Annotated in this window: 14 protein-coding genes; 1 reads left to right on the top strand and 13 read right to left on the bottom strand. The window is 44.8% G+C overall.

Features of this window, described 5'->3' with window-relative positions:
* Window positions 1-10: 10 nt before the first annotated feature.
* From MHI25_RS10515 to MHI25_RS10455, 13 genes are all read right to left on the bottom strand, one after another.
* Window positions 11-1,876: a WD40 repeat domain-containing protein gene (locus MHI25_RS10515; protein WP_340395374.1), complete on the bottom strand. Its 1,866-nt coding sequence runs from the start codon at window positions 1,874-1,876 to the stop codon at window positions 11-13.
* Complete coding sequence (locus tag MHI25_RS10510; protein ID WP_076301258.1) at window positions 1,873-2,940, bottom strand: zinc-binding alcohol dehydrogenase; 1,068 nt, start codon at window positions 2,938-2,940, stop codon at window positions 1,873-1,875. The genes MHI25_RS10515 and MHI25_RS10510 overlap by 4 nt, the downstream gene beginning before the upstream one ends.
* Before the next feature lie 64 nt (window positions 2,941-3,004).
* A complete protein-coding gene (locus MHI25_RS10505) occupies window positions 3,005-3,883 on the bottom strand; it encodes a carbohydrate ABC transporter permease (RefSeq protein WP_076301259.1) in 879 nt (292 codons plus the stop codon).
* 67 nt (window positions 3,884-3,950) lie between these two features.
* A complete protein-coding gene (locus MHI25_RS10500) occupies window positions 3,951-4,916 on the bottom strand; it encodes an ABC transporter permease subunit (RefSeq protein ID WP_081383132.1) in 966 nt (321 codons plus the stop codon).
* Window positions 4,917-5,029: 113 nt separating this feature from the next.
* The gene (locus tag MHI25_RS10495) at window positions 5,030-6,688 is read right to left on the bottom strand and encodes an extracellular solute-binding protein (RefSeq protein ID WP_076301260.1); all 1,659 of its coding nucleotides are present in this window, start codon (window positions 6,686-6,688) and stop codon (window positions 5,030-5,032) included.
* 460 nt (window positions 6,689-7,148) lie between these two features.
* The gene (locus tag MHI25_RS10490) at window positions 7,149-8,561 is read right to left on the bottom strand and encodes an extracellular solute-binding protein (RefSeq protein WP_340395373.1); all 1,413 of its coding nucleotides are present in this window, start codon (window positions 8,559-8,561) and stop codon (window positions 7,149-7,151) included.
* A gap of 202 nt (window positions 8,562-8,763) precedes the next feature.
* Entirely contained in the window at window positions 8,764-10,011 is a 1,248-nt protein-coding gene (locus MHI25_RS10485; RefSeq protein ID WP_340395674.1) for a collagen-like protein, read from the bottom strand.
* A 282-nt stretch (window positions 10,012-10,293) separates the two neighbouring features.
* Window positions 10,294-10,947, bottom strand: a complete 654-nt coding sequence (locus MHI25_RS10480; RefSeq protein ID WP_340395372.1) for a deoxynucleoside kinase — start codon at window positions 10,945-10,947, stop codon at window positions 10,294-10,296.
* Window positions 10,944-11,567 (bottom strand): deoxynucleoside kinase, encoded by a 624-nt coding sequence (locus MHI25_RS10475; RefSeq protein WP_076125021.1) that lies wholly within the window; start codon window positions 11,565-11,567, stop codon window positions 10,944-10,946. Before MHI25_RS10475 ends, MHI25_RS10480 begins: the two co-directional genes overlap by 4 nt.
* Window positions 11,568-12,065: 498 nt before the next feature.
* Window positions 12,066-13,202 carry a carboxynorspermidine decarboxylase gene (nspC, locus tag MHI25_RS10470; RefSeq protein ID WP_076125019.1) on the bottom strand — a complete coding sequence of 379 codons (1,137 nt, stop codon included), beginning with the start codon at window positions 13,200-13,202 and terminating at the stop codon, window positions 12,066-12,068.
* A 10-nt stretch (window positions 13,203-13,212) separates the two neighbouring features.
* Window positions 13,213-14,412, bottom strand: coding sequence for a saccharopine dehydrogenase family protein (locus MHI25_RS10465; protein ID WP_036679313.1), 1,200 nt, complete (start codon window positions 14,410-14,412; stop codon window positions 13,213-13,215).
* 629 nt (window positions 14,413-15,041) lie between these two features.
* Window positions 15,042-16,562 (bottom strand): stalk domain-containing protein, encoded by a 1,521-nt coding sequence (locus tag MHI25_RS10460; protein ID WP_340395371.1) that lies wholly within the window; start codon window positions 16,560-16,562, stop codon window positions 15,042-15,044.
* A 42-nt stretch (window positions 16,563-16,604) separates the two neighbouring features.
* Entirely contained in the window at window positions 16,605-17,606 is a 1,002-nt protein-coding gene (locus MHI25_RS10455; RefSeq protein WP_076191265.1) for a DUF4830 domain-containing protein, read from the bottom strand.
* 304 nt (window positions 17,607-17,910) lie between these two features.
* On the opposite strand from MHI25_RS10455, the gene MHI25_RS10450 reads away from it, so the two are divergent.
* Complete coding sequence (locus MHI25_RS10450; protein WP_076191263.1) at window positions 17,911-19,788, top strand: LTA synthase family protein; 1,878 nt, start codon at window positions 17,911-17,913, stop codon at window positions 19,786-19,788.
* Window positions 19,789-19,830: the final 42 nt, after the last annotated feature.

Below are 19,830 nucleotides of genomic sequence, written 5' to 3'. Positions count from 1 at the left end.
GCTGCCTCTTCTATTGCATGCGATACAATACCGTTGTTCTTGCAAAATACAGGTCACCCTTACGATCCATCGTCAGCAATCTTGCCTCATCATCCAGTACTTCAAGCTCTTCCCGCTTCACATCAAACTTGAACAATCGATTCATCGACACGCCATATAACATGCCATCCTTGTATAGCAGTTCATTGCCACTACGCCAAAAATGAGTCACAACCGTCCAATCCATCGAAAATAAAGAGTAGGTCTGCACGGTACACTTCAGCTGTGGATCGAACCGAAACAGAAGTCCCGCCGTCAAGCCCCACAGATTACCTTCATCATCTAGTACCAAAGCAGATATTGCCCGTTCCCCTTGCACTGGAACCCCTTCCCATACCTTGCAACGATGCTGCAAATCCCAGATCAACAAAGATGCATCCTCTCGCTGCGGCGCAATTCCAAGCCCACCCCATACGGACCCTCCAGCGAACAGCAGCTGATCCCGGCTAGTTAAGGACACTATACTCTGCAGCGGCAAAAGATTTTTGAACACTTCTCGCGCACCGCTCGCAGGATGATAGAAAGTAAGTGCACCTCCATGTCGACCGTAGGCAGGAACCGTTCCGATTGCCAATTGATCGCCCGCCCAAGTCCACGCAAAAGGACGATCCTGCTCTTCTTCCTGAAGGGAGAACAATAGCTCTGGATTGTCACCCGGCTTCCATTCTCGACTCAGATCATATTTGTAAATATTTGCCCTAGGGTATACTCCTAAATAAAGACAGTCGTCCCCAGCAAGCATGCCTTCTGTCTGCCCAATCCCCCGATAAGAGATTAACTCAGCACTAGACGTATCAAATCTGGCTAACCCGCCTGCAAAATAACCTCCAATATATAACGCATCGTCAGGGCCGCGGGTCATGGATTGCAGATGAACCGGCTGACCCTGTAGCCCGAAATCCATAACCCTATGTTGATCAGTATCCGGGTCGTAGATCCAGCAGCTTCCATCCCTATACACACCGATTAAACATCGGCCCTTGGAATTTAGCGGATGATTATGGAGCCAACCATAATCTCCCGCAGGCTCCGACATAGCTAACGAGGTAACAAATAAACTCCCTGTCTGAAGATCAAATCGCTGTAAATAGTCATCTTTAATAAAGTACACATTTCCTTGCTCATCCGGGGGTGAAACACTTAGTCCACTTACACACTCCAGAACGTCGCCCCACTCCTGCTGTTCCAGATCATAAATGTACAATCGTGCAGACGGTGTGACTCGGGCAAACAACTTGCCATGAATGATATTTAAGTCATAGACCAGCTGTTCACCACAGCATTCATCAGGCAGCCCAATTTCTGAGCGGCTCCCCGTCTCTGTATCCAGCACAACAATATGTGGGGACTGGGTACCCACACCCACATAGAGCTTACCGTTCCACACCTCCATCGAGCGAGCATATTGCTCCCCGCTCACCATAACACCGTAATCCCTGAAGATTCCTGTTACTGGATCATACTGAAATACTTTGCCACCAGGATAACAACCTCCATAGATCCTGCCTTGCTCATCTGCCGCCAGCCGCCAGGTATAGAATTCGCCGGGAATCATCTCCCCAAGATTCTCCACACCCCTATCATGGGTGTATCTGTACAAGATGCCACTTCCCCCGATGTATACCCCGCTTGCCGTTGACACTACGCCCCAGCAATGATCGGATCCTTCAAGCGCATATCGTCCAGTGGTCTTCTCACCGCTGGGGTCCAGGACAAATAAAATACAGGGGCTTCCAGAAGAAACCGCGTAAACCCACTCTGTTCCTTGCCATGAACCGTAAGCTGAAGCCCATACCGCCAAACCATGAAGTGGCTCACCGATCCGAAATGCCTTCATCGGCTCCCGCCTTTTTCCGTCAGTTGTTGTTCCTTGCCAACTATTTCTGGTATAGAAACTGCCGCAGGATAAGCTAACACCGCTCCCAGCAAATCCACTGGATCCTCGGCATAACGCCGAAAGGCCTCTTCGCATCGCTCAACCGGGAACACTGCACTAATCAATGGTTTCACCTGAATGTCCCCTTCGGAGATTAACCGAATATATTCTGCCATATTACGACCTTCTGTCCATCGAACGTAGCCGTAAGGGTAGTCCACCCCCTGTTGCTCATAAACAGGATCATATCTTCCAGGGCCGCCAGCCCTAGAAATTAGAACTTGAGCTTCCTTGCCGAACATCAGCTCACGCGAGAAATCCGGTTTAATATCGCCAACTAGCAATACCTTGCCGCGATCCCGTACCCACTTCAGCGCTTGATCGATCAGTTCTCCAGTCTTTCCACCCGCGCATACGATGACTGCATCAGCACCCATATCCGCTGTCAGGTTAACGAGATGCTCTTCCACCTGCGCGGGGCTAGTTGCGATATGCCTAATTCCTAGGCTCTCAGCCACCTCGCAGCGTTCCGCAAGCAGATCATAAACGATCACCCGGCATCCTGCGGCTCTGGCAATCTGCGCAATCAACTGCCCAAGAATTCCGGCACCGATCAACACAAGCGTCTCCCCAAACTGCAAGAGAACCTGCCTTAATGCATGTATTGCAATAGCTCCAAGCCCTACAGTCGATGCCTCCTCTGAACTGATATGATCAGGAATAGGCACCATCAGATGCTGAGGCATCAGCAGCCATTCCGCATGTTTTGCATAGGGTCCACCGTAGCAAGCTACCCGAAGTCCTTCGGGCCAATGTTCCATTCCTTTTCCCCGCGTTCGAATTACACCTGCCGCACTGTATCCAAGAACAATCTGATGGGTTCGCTGCAGGCCATTCATCATCATTTCCGTTCCGGGGCTAATTGCCGAATATTCAGTCTCCACCAGTACAAATCCATCTTCTATAACAGGTGTCCGAACATCCGTCATACGAATCTGTCCTTCTTGAGATACTACCGCCTTCATACGTTTTCTCCTCCCGGCTGCTTTAGAAACGATACTGTCACAAGCAGCATCTTCTCTCTGGCTGTTACTCTTTCAGAGCACCGATCATGACACCTTTAACGAAATACTTTTGCAGAAATGGATAGATCATCAGAATCGGAACGGTAGCAATGATAATCGTAGCGAATTTAATAGATTCACTGATACGAAATACCTCATCCTGAGTGACGCCTGCAAGCATATTTTGAGCAGAGGATTGAATCAGAATCTCTCTCAAAATCAGCTGAAGCGGGAATAAATTTCTATCCTGTAAATAAATCATGGCTGAGAACCAGCTGTTCCAGTGGCCAACCGCATAAAAGAGAGTCATCACAGCCAGAACCGGCATTGAGAGCGGAAGCACGATCCGCAGCAGGATTCTGAAATCATGGGCACCGTCTATTTTGGCAGACTCGATCAGGCTATCTGGGATAGACTGAAAAAAGGTCCGCATCACGATCAAATTGAAGGCACTAACCGCACCCGGCAACAGGAGTGCCCATCTCGTGTCATACAGCCCAAGCTCTCGAACATTCAGATACGCCGGAATTAGTCCACCACTGAAAAACATCGTAAACACAATGAACGCCATAATAATATTTCTGCCTTCCAGATTTTTTCTGGACAGCGGATAAGCACCAAGTGTCGTTAATACCAGATTAATCAGTGTTCCAACAAGAACATAAAAGAAAGTATTGCCGTAAGCTGTCCAGACCCGCTCATCCTCAAATACCAGCTTGTAAGCATCCAGATTGAAACCAATCGGAAGGAAACTTACCTTCCCCGCAGCAATAGCATGCGCGTCACTGAATGAAGAGACTAGCACGTACCACATCGGGTACAAAAACAGAAATGAACACAAGATCAGAAACAGCATATTGCAGCTGTCAAATATGATTTCACCAAGACTGCGTTTCACAACCATTGTCTACCCTCCTAAAGCTATACTGCGTTAATCCAGCTTCAGCATATCTCGCTTTGAATACAGGTTATTACCATAGGCTACTTTCGGTTGTTTTACGGCTGATCCGATTCGCTATGACTAATAATGTAAAGTTAATCACGGAATTAAATAATCCAACCGCCGCAGAAAAGCTATAATCCGCCTCCATTACACCTCGTCTATAAACAAATGTCGAAATAACATCCGCGGTCACGTACGTTCCGGGATTGTAAAGCAATATTATTTTGTCCCAGCCCACATTCAGCAAGGTACCCACATTCAAAATTAAGAGAATTAGCACCGTTGGCAGAATTCCCGGCAGCGTAATATGAATAAGCTGTTTCCAGCGTCCCGCCCCATCGACAACTGCAGCCTCATACAAGCTCGGATTAATGCCGGATAATGCCGCTAAGTAAATGATCGAATTCCAGCCGAGGCTCTGCCACATGCCAGAACCCACATAAATCGTCCGAAACCATTCCGGCAAAATCAGGAACTGAATAGGTTCAGAAATGATGCCGATGCCTAGCAGCAGGCTGTTAATAATCCCACCAGGCTTAGTGAAATCAATAATCATCCCGCAGATTACGATCAGTGAAATAAAATGCGGCAGATAAGACACGGTCTGAAGAAAGGACTTGAGTTTCTTAAGGCGCAGCTCATTGAGCAGCAAAGCAAAAGCTAGCGAAGCAGGAAAAATGAAGATCAGTGAGAAGAAACTCATTAGGAAGGTATTTTTAAGTAGTCTGAGAAAATAATAGCTTTCAAAAAACTTCTCGAAATTCTTGAAACCCACCCAAGGGCTATCCGCGATTCCCAAATAAGGATTGAAATTCTTAAAAGCAATGATCGCACCATACATTGGCTTATATTCAAAGATCAGAAAATACAAAACGGTAGGGAGCAGCATGAGGTACAGGTAGCGATTAGAGGCTATTCGTTTCCAGGAAATCGAGCTCATCTTGCCCAGAGGTTTCCCGCTTTTAACTTTGGCGACTTTTACAGGTACAGCCATAAAGTTCTCCTCTCCCGGACACTGGCGTTAGTCATAGCTGTCCTGTGGCGAGCGGTCACCTAAATTACTCAGAGCCGCTCGACACGACAACCTCTCACAAGCTGAGTTATTAGTTATTTACCTTTAAATCTCTCGTAGGCCGTCTGATATTCTTTCAGCACATCGTTAATCCCCATTTTCTCCAGCTGCTTAATTACTTTGTCGTAGTCTTCGATCTTTTGGCGCCCCATGATCAAGGCATTGGCCGTTTCTGCAACATAGGTCTGGATATCAGCCATCAATGGAACAACAACGTCATTTTCTTCGGTCGTGAATTGTACTGGAGGCAATTTGCTATCAAAATCAATATAGTCGCTATAAAGCTCTAATGGATTCTCCGTCTGTCCGTTCGCTTCCCGGATTTGTTGAGCATATCTGGTATCGGCTACCGTAGCCCAGCTTCCGCCGCCGATGGTATGGTTCAACAATTCTTGTGTATTCGTCAACCCATTAGTGGGGTGAGTTACTTCTTTTTTATAGATAGGCTCTCCGTTCACCAGATCGTAGGACTTGCCTTCAACCCCAAAGTTGTTGAGCAGAATCCCTTCCTCTGAGTATTGATAGTCCAGCCATTTGATCACTTCTTCAGGATGCTCAGTTCTTGAGGAGACGGCCAAACCGTGTGCTGCTGCCTGCCAGCGGAAAGAGACATGACGTTGATCACCATTGGGTCCTTTAGGAGGAATTGCGGGTGCTATTTTGAAGGTTGGATGTTTCCCTTCCATCAGGGTTGTAAAGTTCCCCATATAGGAGCCAGACCAGCCAAACCAGGCGCCAGCTACATCCGTGGTCACTTTCTCCGTCAGTGTCTGGAATGTGGTATCTACCAAATAGTTCGGGTCGAGTAATTGTTCATCGTATAGACGATGCAGGTAAGTTACGACATCCTTAAATCGTGGATCATTTGGGCCATATTTTACTTGCCCATCCTCAACGAAGAAGCCGTAATCAACGCCAAATGCAGGAGCAAATAACATCATGATATTCTCCAGATTGACCGTAACAAGAGGGATTTCATCCTTAGCACCATTTCCGTTGGCATCCTGCTCCCTGAACGCCTTAAGCATGTTGTACCAATCGTCTGTGGTTTCCGGCATAGACAGACCCAGCTTATCGATCCAGTCTTTCCGCACTTGCGGGAACATTTGAGTGAGATCTTGTGAATCAAGAACGAGATTAGGCAGGTAAAAAATGTGGCCTTCAGGCGAGGTGATTTGTCCCCGAATATCCGGGTTGTCGTCGAGGATTTTTTTAAAGTTTGGCGCATGCTTTTCAATCAGATCTTCGAGTGGAAGAAGCGCGCCTTGTGTGCCATATTTTCCGGAATCCGTGCCCCACAAGTCATTGTAGATAATGTCCGGCAACTTCCCCGATGACATTAACAGACTGAAGGCTTCCGCACTGGCTTCCGTACTATGTTGAAAGTCGATATGAATGTTTGTGTTCTCTTCCATTTGCTGAAAGGATAATTTCTCATTAAAATTAGTTCCCCTGAAATTACCACCGCTAGGCGACCAGAGAGACAGATCCAATTTGTCTGAAACAATCGGGAGCTGCAGACCCCCTACTGTTGTGCCTTCCTTAGCGGGCGCTGGCGTAGATTTCTGAGCATCCGCAGTAGGGTTTGCGCTATTGCCTGCATTACTGTTCGAACTGCCGCAAGCAGATACGAGTATGACCAGTACTAAGAGGACAGGAAACAGCAGAACTAACTTCCTTTTAGCAACATTCATAATTCAACCCCCTATTAATAACTAAAAATAAGATAATCATTATGATATATTCACTAACATCAAGAAGAAGGAATCAACGATACATCAAAAAATTTTTAAATGAATAATCCTACTGTAAATAACCTTTAATAGGGTATATCCTCCTTTCATTGGCCCCTTTTCTACTTAGAATAGACAAAAACAAGCACACTGACTTCTTTTTGATTTACAAATCAGAGTTTCAGACTTCTTTTGCATTTAATCTGATATACATCTGATGTATTTTATTATATTTTCCAGCCTGCATGCTGTCAATATAATAATAAGAAATATCTCTAATATGTGTAATCTTATATGACATGTACCTGTCGTAAAATGCAGAAATCCATCAAATTTAATAGAAAACGCTTACAAAAAACATTTAAAAAAATGCGTAATCATGGCATAGTAGTACCATAATCACGCCATAACATTTATTCACTTATGAATCCCTTTCGGCCGTACTATCCCGCTCAGATATCAATACACTTAGTTCCTCATGAAGCGTAGCCTCATCTATCATCTTTGACCAATAAGCATTTAACAATTTACGAAAGCTTTTAAGAACGGCTATGGGAAGCCCTAAATCCTTGAGATATGAAAAGGTTGGAAATAGCTCTCTGTACATCAGATATCTCGAAGGTCGATTCAAATGATCCGTAATGCTCATCTCAGCAATCCGCTTTCGAGCCGGAATACTAACTGTTCGCTCCCGGATGATTTTCTGAGCTTCTGCTGAAGCAAGGAAATTGACGAATTGGCGAGCCGCTTCCTTTTGTCTTGAATTCCCAACCACTGCTGCCCCGATCGTCACTAATAGCGTCTTCTGGGGATCTTTTGTTTTCAGCCTAGGTAATGGTGCGAGATCGTAATCCAGCGTTAAATCTTTGAAATCATTTAAATTAAAAAATGTCGTTAGAATCATCGAAACCTGTTCTTGAACGAACAAAGATATCGTTTCATCTTCATGATTGCCGGCAAGATATTTCGGGAAAATCTGATGGTTGTTCACCAACCGACTATACACACTTAGACTATTAGCCGTCTCCGGGCTAAGTGTACGATGCTCGGCTCCGTCTGCCACAGTTTGAATCCCGCTCTGCAGCAGGAATACAGAATAACGGTTCTCGGAAGCGGGCACAAAATAAATGGCATGGCGTCCACGTTTCTCAGCCAACTGACGAGCCGCATCAATCAAGTCATCCCAGGTCCAGTAGCTATCCGGTTCCGGCAGATCAGCTTCCCGAAAATGTGCCTTATTGTAGCAAAGCACCACGGGGGAGAAAGAAATCGGATAAGCATACAATTGTTCTCCATGATAAAAAGCTTCCGTCGCAATTGGATACAATTCGGGATCCGGATCAAGCGTTTCCAACAATTCCGCCGATCCACTTTCGGCCATTTCCTGAAACTGTGTACTATTCAGTGATACGGCATCGAGCATTCCATTATTAATCATTTCCACAGCAGAATTCACATGATCAAAATCATTCAGGGCCAGTGGAAGAATATGAATGCCGGGATGCAGCCGATGAAATTCGCCAATTAGATCATCCAACAGAAAGTCTTTGGTCAGCGACGCACTGCAGCCAAAATGGATACGGATTCTTTCCTGCACAGATTCCATAACCATACTGCCTACACGATCAATTTTAACAATTAGGCCTTCCTGTACAAGCACATTCAGCCCTCTTCTAACCGATTTATTACTTAGTTCAAATTGCTTCGCTAATGTACTCTCAGCTGGCAGATAAGCACCTGGCTGTAGAATTCCACTCAGAATATCCGTACGAAGCTTTCCAATCATATGATCCAGTCGCTCTCGGAAGGATTGACGACCTGATTTATTATTCATGTACAATTCTCCCTAAAAAAATCAAATTTACATCATCTCCCTTTTATTTTGCGTCAACTCTGATTTGAAGTCAAATAAAAATACCAGTAGACGCCAAGTAAGGGCAGGTAGCTTGTACATCCTTCCTTTAATTAAACTCATAAGAAAAGCCACCTAATTAGAGGTGGCAAACTTCCAAATTATCTTTAGGTCAGAGCTTTCATTACGCTAATTGTGTAATAACGAGATGTGCTGAAACAGATCTTGTTCCTCCAGCGAGAGGAGTAATAGTAAGTGCAGTAGAGTTACCAGCAGGATTGCGAACGGTCAGGATGGTGTTAATGACCGTTGTTTGCACTATAGCCATTTCTACGATTTGCGATGTACCTGTTGCGCGTCCAACTACGGTATAAGCGAGATCTGCGCCATTAAGAGTCAAGATGAGTTGTCCCGCTTCGGTTACACTAACCTGAAACAACACCTGATAAGTCCCTATTGCCGCTAAATTAAAAGAACTAGGACCTGTTCGTGCAATTGTTGTCCCGCTAGTAGGTCCGTTTTGAGGAAAACTTACGTCTGTGCCCGGTGCTACAGTTGCTGCATTATCAGGAGGCATTAGGGCAAAAAAATCAGCAAAACCTAATACGCCTCCTGTTGCCCCGGTTGCGCCCGTTGCTCCTGCTGCTCCCGGTGCTCCGGTTGCTCCCGCGGCTCCTGCTGCCCCCGGTGCTCCTGCTGCTCCCGGCGCCCCGGTTGCTCCCGTTGCTCCTGCTGCTCCCGGTGCTCCTGCTGCTCCCGGTGCTCCGGCCGCTCCCGGTGCTCCTGTTGCTCCAGCTACTCCCGGCGCTCCCGGTGCTCCTGTTGCTCCAGCTACTCCCGGCGCTCCCGGCGCTCCCGGCGCTCCCGGCGCTCCCGGTGCTCCTGTTGCTCCGGTTGCTCCCGGTGCTCCTGGTGCTCCCGGCGCTCCCGGCGCTCCGGTTGCTCCTACAAAACCTTGTGGTCCTATAGCTCCTGCAGGACCCGGTAAACCTTGCGATCCCTGAGGACCTACAACTCCTTGGGCACCCGGAACGCCTTGCGCACCCTGAGGACCAACGGGGCCCGCTACACCCTGAGGACCAATCGCTCCCGCTGGCCCGGGTTCACCTTGAGGTCCTTGGGGTCCCGGAGGTCCGCCGGCAGGTCCTTGAGGTCCTTCAGCTCCTTGGAATCCTCGTGCTCCTTGAGCTCCGGGAATGCCTTGGGCCCCTTGTATTCCTTGGAGTCCTTGTGCTCCTTGCGGCCCTTGCGGTCCTGTAGCACCAACAACTGTCGGAGTAGTAACATTCACTTCTGGTGGAGGACAGGTTACTTTTACAATCTTCTTAATAACCTTTCGGCGATGTTCTTTTCTTTTTCTTTTCGAAGGAAATACAGTGGCGACTTTTTTCTTATGACACTTTTTATCGTCTGGACAACTCAATGCGTACACCTCCCTATAAAGATAGTTCAGTGTACGCATCTTATTAATTTTAGACATGGACCAATAACTAGTTTCTATTAGACTGGAACCTATTTTTATAAAAAAGGGCTAATAAAATAGGAGGTGGCCCTTAAGCACATTACAATGTCCACACCATTTTAATTTACTTTTCGTATTTTATGATTAGGACAACTGACACTTCCCTATTAGGCCCAAATCATAGATTTGGGTCTTTTTTTGAGCACATAAAAAAACAACCCCCAAACCACGGGAGCTGCTAATCATCAACTATTATATTGTATCAACAGGCTTACGAATGGTGTTGCCTACCTTCGTAAGAATATCCGCCATTGATGCCGAATCATTCACGTCATAATCATCAATGTTCAGTCGGAGCACTGGGCAAGCTGTAAACTCATTGATCCATTTCGAATATCTGCCATGCATATGTTCCCAGTAGGACACGTCCGTTTGAATTTCCATTTCACGGCCACGTTCATTAATTCGCGCTAAAATAGAAGGAAGACTGCCTTCAATATAAATCAGTACATCAGGGTGCGGGAAATAGGGTGTCATAACCATAGCTTCATACAAGCTTGTATAGGTTTCATAGTCAATCTTAGACATCGTGCCTTGATCCGCATGCATTTTAGCAAAAATACCAGTGTCCTCATAAATCGAGCGATCTTGAACAAAACCACCGCCCATTTCGAACATTTTCTTCTGTTCTTTAAAACGTTCGGCTAGGAAATAGATCTGTAGATGAAAACTCCATCTCTCAAAATCATGATAGAATTTTTCAAGATAAGGATTATGATCAACTTGCTCCAGCGAGGTTTGAAAATTCAACCTTTTAGCCAAAGCACCTGTTAAAGTGGATTTCCCCACCCCCACGGTTCCTGCCACTGTAATTATGGCGTTATCTGGGATGTTATATGGATTCATTTCATTAGCTCCTTTAGGTGAGAGGCAATTTCGACGAAGTGTTCTGGGTTCTCCACGAAATCGACTGCATTTCCATCTATGGTAATAATAACGGTAGACGGCTCTTGAATCGCTAGAGAGGCCATCGCATCATCATAATCTTCTATCAATTGCTGCAAATACGCAGTATCCATCCCCCCCTCAAAAGGGCGTCCGCGTTTGGCAATTCTTTTTAACAAGGTATCGAGATCCGCTTTTATATAGAGAATAATATTTGGCTTCGGCAGGTCATCCGTCAGCACATGATAGATTTGTCGATACTTTTCTCGTTTCGTTCCCTTCAGCGTTCGTTCCCCAAAGATAAGGTTCTTATAAATATGATAATCCGAGATCACCGGTTTACCTTTATCTATGTATTGAGTTACTGTATCTTCAAGCTGCTTGTACCGATTACAGAGAAAAAACATCTCCAGTTGAAAGCTCCAGTCATCCATGTTCTGATAAAATTTAGCCAGAAACGGATTTTCATCAACAATCTCCTTAATAATCGGTAATTTTAATTCCTCTGCAAGCATCGAAGCTAATGTTGTTTTTCCAGCCCCGATCGGGCCTTCCACTGCAATAAACGGTGCATGTTTCATTGATGCTGACTTCCTCCTCAGATACGGACCCTTCAATAACTATTTTAAAAACAGACTAAATTATTGTATCACATGAGACCTTACTTGTGAGCGGCTAATTATGAAGAAACTTTTCCAGTAATACAAGCATACAACTGTAAGCTAGACCCAATAACAAGAGAAGGATCCCTATGAAAAAACGGTTCGATATCTATCTTCTCCCCATCCCCACGAACATGAATCGGACCGAGGAGACTCTATTTCCGAAAAATCGGCTGTATCAGCATACAATCGGACTCAGTTGCAGCTATTCTACCAAATGCGCCCTAAAAACAGTCACTATCCGGCCAATAAGAGCCATACTGTCCATAACCTTAGCTAAATAAGCTAATAAATACCAATAGCTGCTATACGGTCCTTAGCATCACTTCTCTTTTTCTAGATGTAATCGCGCATTCAAAGGACTGGAACCATAGCAAAAAAGGTGTCCCTGAAGGGACACCTTTTTAGATCATTCTATTAAGATAAACGTCCGCTGAAATCTTCGAAAGCGAACTGTTTGATTACTTTAATTCCCTCTTCGTCATTGTAGCTGACGATAGCTGGCAGATTCACGCCGTTAAACATATGGTTCTTCACCATAGAATAATGCGCCATATCTAGGAATACGAGTCTATCGCCGTATTTCAAAGGCTCCTTGAAGGAATAATCTCCAATAACATCTCCGGCTAGGCAAGTCATTCCACCTAATCTGTACGTATAAGGATATTCCCCAGGTTGTCCAGCATCGATAATGTTCGGACGGTATGGCATAGCCAGTACATCTGGCATGTGGCATTCAGCCGAAGTATCAAGAATCGCAATGTCCATACCGTTATGCATAACATCCAGAACGGTAGCTACCAAATATCCAGTATTAAGCGCAACGGCCTCACCTGGCTCCAGATAGATTTCCACACCGTAAGTCTCTTTCATATGCAAAATGCAGCGGACAAGGGTCTCCAGATCATAATCGGGACGTGTAATATGATGACCGCCACCAAAATTAAGCCATTTCATCCCTTTGAGATAAGGTCCGAACTTCTCTTCGACTACCTTGAGCGTACGCTCCAGTGTGTCAGAATTTTGTTCGCACATGGTATGGAAGTGTAATCCATCAATCCCCTCAAGCTCTTCAGGTCTAAAGTTAGGGAGAGTTACTCCCATTCTGGAATAATTGTAGCATGGATCATACAGCGGAACTTCGATCTCGGAATACTCCGGATTCACTCGAATGCCGCAGCTGATGTGCTTCGGTGCATTTTTCACACGATCCTTGAATCGATTCCACTGGTCAAAAGAATTGAACACAATGTGATCGGAGTATTCAAGAAGCTCATCGAATTCACTGTCCACATAAGCTGGTGCGTAGACATGAACCTCTTTGCCCATTTTTTCATAGCCAAGTCTGGCTTCGAATAAGGAGCTGGAAGTTACGCCATGCAAGTACTTGCCAACTAGCGGATACAAGGAGTGCATAGAGAAGCCTTTTTGCGCGAGCAAAATCTTAGCTCCTGTACGTTCTTGTACAGAATTCATAATCTCAAGATTGCGGGTAAGCAATCTTTCATCTACAAGGTAACATGGTGACGGGACAACGCTGATATCAATATCCATCAATCGCGCCTTAGTCTAGCAGCGTTGGCGAGAAATCTTCTTGCCAAGGCAGACCATGTTTATTCAAAGCTTCCATGAATGGATCTGGATCGAACTCTTCTACGTTGTACACGCCTGGTTTCTTCCAGATTCCTTTTATAATTAACATTGCTCCGATCATTGCAGGAACGCCTGTAGTATAGGAAATGGCTTGGGAGCCAACCTCTGCATAACATTCTTCATGATCGCAAACGTTGTATACATAATAAGTTTTTGGCTTACCGTCTTTAGTACCTTGGATGATACATCCAATGTTAGTTTTACCTTTTGTTCTTGGTCCCAGGGAAGCTGGGTCAGGCAGCATTGCCTTCAAGAATTGCAAAGGAACGATCTCTTTACCTTCGTACATGATAGGCTCGATAGAAGTCATACCCACATTCTCAAGCACTTTCAAGTGAGTCAGGTAGTTCTGTGAGAAAGTCATCCAGAAACGGATCTTTTTCACGCCCTTGATGTTAACAGCCAAGGATTCCAGCTCTTCATGGTACAAAAGATAAATATCTTTAGGTCCAATTTCCGGAAGATCGTAAACTTTCTTCTCAGAAAGTGGTGCAGTTTCAATCCACTCGCCATTCTCGAAATAACGGCCATTAGCTGTAATTTCACGAATATTGATTTCAGGATTAAAGTTTGTAGCGAATGGATATCCATGATCGCCAGCGTTGGCGTCTACAATATCAATGGTATGGATCTCGTCAAAATAGTGCTTTTGCGCATAAGCCGTGAATACGCCAGTTACACCTGGGTCAAATCCACTGCCGAGCAAAGCGGTAAGGCCAGCTTTCTCAAATCTTTCTTTGTAAGCCCACTGCCAGGAATATTCGAATTTCGCTGTATCTTGTGGTTCATAATTGGCAGTATCCACATAGTGCACTCCTGTTGCCAGGCACGCATCCATGATCGTCAGGTCCTGATATGGGAGAGCGACATTAATAACGACATCCGGCTCAAAGCTCTTGATCAGTTCAATGACTTCGTCCGTGTTATCTGCATCGAGCTGAGCAGTAGAAATCTTCGTGCGGCCTCCGGCTAATTTATCTTTCAGAGCGTCACATTTCGCGACAGTTCTGCTAGCAATGCAGATCTCTTCAAATACATCCGGGTTCTGGCAGCATTTATGAACAACAACACTTGCTACGCCGCCAGCGCCAATAATTAACGCTTTTCCCAAAATAAAAACCTCCTAAAATTCCATTTGCAAAATCAACAAGGCTGATTATACATAATATTTTTGAATAAATCAATAAAAACCGACAAAAAATGATGTGTTTTGTGTAAAATCTCTAAGAAATCTTGTTAATACTCTTAAATGCTCATATTTCCTCGATTATCCACGTGTATAGATCAAGTGTTTTGCTGGAACAGAGTGGATTTTCAGAAACTAGGGCAACTAGATTATTCTATCACAAGAGGGTTATACTTCATACGATTTATTTTAAAATCAATGAAAAATCTCACCACCCTTTCAACTCCGCCTAAAGAAGTTCGGTTTCCACACATTCCAATCAACAGCACTGCAGCAAATACAAAGAGGCCGTAATATATACTCTTACCCGTTTTTGTCCCAATATTAATCGTTGTTGCTATGCCCATCCGTTTCGCGCCCATAATTGAACGATCATTGGGATAATTATAAGTTGTCCCATTTTTCCAATATTCATCATCATCCGTATAAAGAATCCTCGAAAAGATTCCCGCACACATTCTTCAAAATCGCGTACGCTTTGTTTACGGTCATTGCATATCCCCCTAAATCTTCTGCCTTCCACGCAAAAAAGCTGAGCTCCCCTGAAGGAGAGTTCAGCCTAAAGCTTCTAATATATAGTCAACTTTTTTATTGGAATTTATTCGAACGGCATAAGCACCTGCATCCCATTCTACCTGCGCCCCCAACATTTCACTTATCAATCTGAGGGGTACATAAACGCTATCATTAATGAAGACCGGTTTTTGATCTGTTGCGATAATCTTTCCATTAACAGTCGTTTGTCCAGTTACCGAATTCAAGATCAGCGTTGTAGATCCCTTCACAGCAACCACAGCTCTCGATGGAACATCCCAACGAACATTAACTCCCATCTGCTCGAAGACTCCTCTTAAAGGAACATATGTCGAATTATTGATTAGTAACGGCGGCATAGTCAGTTCCATTTCATTCCCATTCAACAACACTTGAATAGATTTTTTCACCAGCTGAGGCGTACTCACCTCGATCTCTCTGACCCCCAGACCCGTCTGTCCAAATTCATTTGCCCCCCAGGCAAGGACATGACCATCTTTTAAGAGTACATAATGATTTCTGCTCCCTTTAGAAACGGAAACTGCATTCTGGATGCCTTTAGACTGTGTAACATTAATCTTGTTCTTATCGCCAACCGTCCACTGCCACACGGTCCCATTCGCCTTCACTGCGGAATCTGTTGTCAGCGAAATGACGTCTGTAAGTCCTGGAACCTGAACAGGCTTTAGAGCTTCTCCCAGATATGGATCTATGTAATTATTCCAAATCCATACTGTGCCATCCCATCTCAATGCCGCCCCATAAAGTCCATAGGCTCCATCCATATCAACCGCTCTATATTCTCCGCTTCCTTTAATAAGCGTAGGCTTTAAGATTACGCCCTTCTGAGTTCCCAGCGGTTGCTGTGATCCCCACACCCATACCTCTCCGCCGTTACCAAGAGCCACTGAATTATTCGATCCCGCTGCTATAGACAGGACGGTGGGTAGTCCCTTCACCTGCACCGGGGTTAGCTTGTTTTTCCGCGAATCGTCACCGAGTTCTCCTTGTTCATTGCCTCCCCACGCCCAGACCGTTCCATCTTTAAGAAGAGCTAAGCTAAAGGTGCCCCCCGCAGAAACAGCTTTCACATCTGTTAGCCCTTGCACTTGAACAGGCTCTACAAGAATCTTAGAAGACTGTGTTCCAATGCCAAGTTGTCCATGCTCGTTCCCCCCTACCGCCCACACTGTACCATCGTCCTTCAACATCAAGTTATGGCGATAACCACCTGAGATTTGCTTTACATGATCGATATGCATTTTGACGGGAGTATACGCTGGTGTGGTCGCCCCATTACCAATAGAGCCATACCCACCACCCCACGCCCAGGCTGTTCCATCCGCAGTGACGGCATACGCACTTCTGTCACCAGCGTCCAGTTGGGTGATGCCAGACAATAATTTCTTTTCTTCAAGTGAATTCACATTATCTGCTGCTGCCACTAAAGGTGAGACCATAGTCAGGCAAAGAACAGTCCCGACAACAACTCTACAAATCCGACTTACCTGCACTTTTGACATCAAACTTTGTTTAAACACTTGAGATCACTCCTTTTATTAAAAAATAGATAACGCAACAACTCACGGTCCCGTTCCAAAACCTCCAATCTTCCAGCCGTTAGCGTGTTTGGTCAACACTGCGAAGCGAGTCTCCCGGCCATCTGGGGTATTGAAGACGGGATTTAGTGATTTCATATACAGATCGACCACAATATTTAACGTTGTGCGGTCACCGATGTCTTTAATTTCTGAGCCAGTATCATAATCCATCACTTTATAAGAGGTAGGCTTAGCCTCAACAATACTTTCACTGAGAGCATTTTCACCACCAAAATCCGGGTTATAGAGTTGATGCGTTTGACGGTTAACCGTCAATGCAGTGAGTAAGGCATTAGGATTCAAACATGCGCGGGCACGGGTATGATTACCATCCTGAATAGCCTGAAAGAAAGCATCCAGAAGTTCGAAATGGCCTAATGAGGCTAAGTCACCATTCTCACCTTCCTCAGCAAACAAACCTTCTCTCTCCGTCCACTCCTCAAATGTAAGTCCTGTAATGTCAGTCAAGCTACGCTTCTTAATAGACGGGCCGATACTTTGAATATTAAATTCCAGCCACGCACCAACGGTATTCCCTGATTGCACAAGCAAAACGAGGTTGGAGGGATAAGAAAATTCTTTTTGTTCGCCAGAACCAGGTAAACCATCGACTAAGGAATACCGCTGCACCTCTACCGTGGTCCCCTTCAGCAGTGTCAAATCCAATCCTGCATCTTTAGAAAACTCATTCGCTAATTGCCAGTAAAGTCCCACTGGATACTCCCCCAGCTTAACCTCCCAGTTCTGCGGTACCTCAACTGCAAATACCTCCGGATGGCTCTGAACTTTATAATCCAGTGTTTGCAAAAAGTCTTCGGGAATCATAGTTACTTGAGCAGATGTCGACGTTACCTGTGGTACAGACGTTGAAGCTATAGAGGCAGCAGGTTCCACACCTATGGAGTTCTCCCCTTGATTACATCCAGAGTTTAAGAGTACAAAAAAACAAATCGTTACCACCGTTACAAACTGCCGCTTAGTCATCTGATTCCCGCCTCTCTAATCACTCCTCTATATTTAGACTGAGGAATATTATACAAAGTTGCGGGATACTGGAAATTATTAAAATCATTTTATACGCATAGGACCCTGTAGTTTGGGATTGGCGTTGATTTTACCTGCTTATGCGGCATAAATCGCCTGTTGCTTCGCTCTAGGGCTCCCGTCCACCTTTTGACACTTGTTAACTTCGAGAGCATAATAAGCTTCGGCATATTGCAACGGATTTCCATGAAATACAGGTATATGCAGGACCTTGGTGTAATTGCATCAGAGAGGATGATAACGAGTGAAAAAAGATTTTGATATAAAAAATAAACCCTTCCTAATCTTTAGCTTCGTCCTGCTGCTAAAATGCGCAGTGGCCTGGTTCGTAGTTTTTAGCGACGGTCCTAACTGGAGCATGCTGCTGACAGAGATCCCATTTTTCTTTATCGTATTTGGACTCATAGAATGGATGGCTTCCAAACGAAAGTTTCTGTATTACATGATAGCCAACCTATTGATTTCAGTCATATATTTTGCCGTGCTAATGTATTACAAATATTACGGTGTAATTGCTACTTATCATGCCTTAGAACAAGCAGATAAAGTAACTAAGGTGGGAGAAAGCACATACTCATTGCTGGACCCTTACTACTTGTTCATTTTTGTGGATATTGTAGTTTTCATGTTTTTTATGTTCCGTCCGAAATATATTGCGATCTGGAAAGAAAGAGGTATGAACCGCCGCATGAACCGGACTGCTTTGTTTGGAATCATCAGTGTTTCTTTGGCGGTCTGTGTCTTTAATGTTTGGCCAAATCATGCCAGTATGAACGAGAACAAAAAAGCGGAGAGTATGGGGATTCTTAATTACGAGGTCTATACTATTTTTGCCGATACAAGGGAAACAGAAGAAATAATCGACAGCAAAGAAATCACGCAACCATCCATTAACGAGACCAAAGGGATTACAGAACCTGTCTCACCGAAGTACTGGGCGGCAGCTCAAGGTAAGAATCTAATCGTGGTACAAATGGAATCTTTTCAGAACTTTTTGCTGGGCCTGAGCATTGACGGGCAGGAAGTAACACCCAATCTAAATAAGCTTTTGAAAAGCGAACATTATTTCAATAACTTCTATACTAATGCCGGGCAAGGAACAACTTCGGATGCTGAATTTGTAGTGAATACTTCGTTGTACGTTCCTCACCACGAAGTAGCCACTTCATCCAATTATATGGATAAGGCGCTTCCGAGCCTGCCTAAGTTAATGAAAGCTAATGGATATAACACAGCAACCTTTCACACCAATAGCGTAGAATTCTGGAACCGCAAAACCCTATACAAAGTTCTAGACTTTGATAAGTATTATGATCAAGCGTTCTATGGGGATGATGATCATATCGCATTCGGTGCTTCAGATGAGGTACTCTATGCCAAGACTGTTCCAGAATTAGTCAAAATGGATGCTAAAGATGATCCTTTTTACGCGATGGTCATTTCTATGAGTGCTCATCACCCTTATAAAATGCCAGAGTTAAAAAATAAAATGACACTGCCTAAACGGTATGAAGGCACCCTAGTTGGCAACTATATTCTAGCTCAAAATTACGCAGATTATGCAATGGGACAATTCCTGGATCAATTAAAGTCCAGTGGTCTATGGGATGATAGCGTCATTGTCTTTTACGGTGACCATCAGGGTGTATCGCTATATTCCCTTGATGGCAACGAGAAATCGTTAATGGAAGAAATGGTCGGCCACGAATATGGTTATACCGATATGTTCAATGTTCCTTTCATCGTTCATGCCCCTGGTGTAGGTGAACCTGCCGTGTACAGCCAAACTGGCGGCCAAATCGACATTATGCCAACTGTAGCTAACCTGTTAGGGATTTCAATGAAAGACCAGCTCCACTTCGGAGAAGACCTGATGAACCAACAGACCAACATGCTGCCTGTCAGACACTTTTTGCCTACCGGCTCTTTCATTAATGACACAAGCATGTATTTAACTGGTGTCGATTACGACGATGGAGACAACTTTAATCTAATCGATGGCTCTGAAACAGAGGGCGGTTCGACAAAAGAACAATTTGACGCCGTTCAGCGGCTTCTAAATATGTCAAACAGCTACATTCAACAACTGCCGGATTTACCTTCTACGGATGATGCAAAGTAACTATAAAAAGAATGCCCCTCAGCCAAATAGCTGAGGGGCATT

The sequence above is a fragment of the Paenibacillus sp. FSL E2-0177 genome, assembly GCF_037992975.1.
Classification (GTDB): domain Bacteria; phylum Bacillota; class Bacilli; order Paenibacillales; family Paenibacillaceae; genus Paenibacillus_AQ; species Paenibacillus_AQ odorifer.
This window is presented reverse-complemented; position numbering and strand designations above follow the sequence as displayed.

What these genes read in the sequence shown, in the direction of transcription:
- MHI25_RS10515 (WP_340395374.1), bottom strand. Translation starts at nt 1,876, where the DNA reads ATGAAGGCATTTCGGATCGGTGAGCCACTTCATGGTTTGGCGGTATGG.
- MHI25_RS10510 (WP_076301258.1), bottom strand. Translation starts at nt 2,940, where the DNA reads ATGAAGGCGGTAGTATCTCAAGAAGGACAGATTCGTATGACGGATGTT.
- MHI25_RS10505 (WP_076301259.1), bottom strand. Translation starts at nt 3,883, where the DNA reads ATGGTTGTGAAACGCAGTCTTGGTGAAATCATATTTGACAGCTGCAAT.
- MHI25_RS10500 (WP_081383132.1), bottom strand. Translation starts at nt 4,916, where the DNA reads ATGGCTGTACCTGTAAAAGTCGCCAAAGTTAAAAGCGGGAAACCTCTG.
- MHI25_RS10495 (WP_076301260.1), bottom strand. Translation starts at nt 6,688, where the DNA reads ATGAATGTTGCTAAAAGGAAGTTAGTTCTGCTGTTTCCTGTCCTCTTA.
- MHI25_RS10490 (WP_340395373.1), bottom strand. Translation starts at nt 8,561, where the DNA reads ATGAATAATAAATCAGGTCGTCAATCCTTCCGAGAGCGACTGGATCAT.
- MHI25_RS10480 (WP_340395372.1), bottom strand. Translation starts at nt 10,947, where the DNA reads ATGAATCCATATAACATCCCAGATAACGCCATAATTACAGTGGCAGGA.
- MHI25_RS10475 (WP_076125021.1), bottom strand. Translation starts at nt 11,567, where the DNA reads ATGAAACATGCACCGTTTATTGCAGTGGAAGGCCCGATCGGGGCTGGA.
- nspC (WP_076125019.1), bottom strand. Translation starts at nt 13,202, where the DNA reads ATGGATATTGATATCAGCGTTGTCCCGTCACCATGTTACCTTGTAGAT.
- MHI25_RS10455 (WP_076191265.1), bottom strand. Translation starts at nt 17,606, where the DNA reads ATGACTAAGCGGCAGTTTGTAACGGTGGTAACGATTTGTTTTTTTGTA.